1 protein-coding gene is annotated in these 1,016 nt (G+C 56.1%); it reads left to right on the top strand.

What is annotated here, in order from left to right; genetic code table 11:
* Positions 1–1,016 (top strand): hypothetical protein (locus ACK8OE_RS20820; RefSeq protein ID WP_410274224.1); only part of this gene is annotated, 1,016 nt, incomplete at both ends.

Below are 1,016 nucleotides of genomic sequence, written 5' to 3'. Positions count from 1 at the left end.
AACGCGCTTTTGCGGCTGAATGGCAAACGTGTCAAACTCTATTCCGCTATTTCGTGGGGCTATTGGGGCTATAACGGCATGTGGCCGACGCCCGCCCTGGCACGGCGCGAAGTCGAGGCGGCGCAGGCTCTGGGCCTCAACTGCCTCCATGCGCACCGCAATGTCGGCAAGCACGATGTTTTTGATCGTCAGGACGAACTGGGGCTGATGCGCGTCATGGAACCCGGCGGCGGGCGCCACGCCATCGGCAAGGACCTGAAACCCGGCGAAAGCCTGTCCGAGGCCGATGCCTTCAGTCGTGCCTATATGATCGAGAAGTGTCGCCTGATGGCCAGAACCTTCCGTTCGCATCCGTCACTGGCGCACTACACGCTTCAGAACGAAATTGGGGCCAATCTCAATAATCCCGACGTCCAGAATGTCCTGAAAATTATTCACGACGAAGACCCGTCGCGCACGGTCATCCTCAATGACGGCTTTGTCAAACGGGGCGCGGCGCAGGCCATGTATCTGGCCTATAATGACCACTATTTCCGCTCGGATGTCGAACCTTTCGGCGGCTGGTGGGTGGAGCATCAGGGGGCCGGGGATCAGTGGTACGACAAGTTCTATCAGTCGAAAGACAGCTATATCCATTATCAGACCGGTAAGCCCTATATCGTCGAATTTGGTGAAATGCAGGGCTGTGCTACGGCGGACAACCATGTGCTGATGGTCGCCGACATTCTGGCCAATGGCGGTAAGTCTTACGACCTTGAAGACCATAAGGTCATCGTGCAAAACACCTCGGCCTATCTCGATAAATGGGGCTTCCGCAAAGCGTTTCCGACGACGGAAAGCCTGTTCCTGTCGGTGGGTCGCAAGGTTTATGACGCCTGGCAGAACTATCTGGAAAACATCCGCATCGGTGACGAAGTTGATATTGCCGCGATTTCCGGATGGGAGACGACGGCCATCGAAAACCACTCCGGCATTGTCGATAATCTGCGCTATTTCAAATCGCCGCCCGATCTTCT

This window comes from Asticcacaulis sp. W401b, assembly GCF_046503825.1.
Taxonomy (GTDB): domain Bacteria; phylum Pseudomonadota; class Alphaproteobacteria; order Caulobacterales; family Caulobacteraceae; genus Asticcacaulis.
The sequence above is the reverse complement of the archived record's forward strand: the minus strand, read 5'-3'. Positions and strand labels throughout refer to the sequence as shown.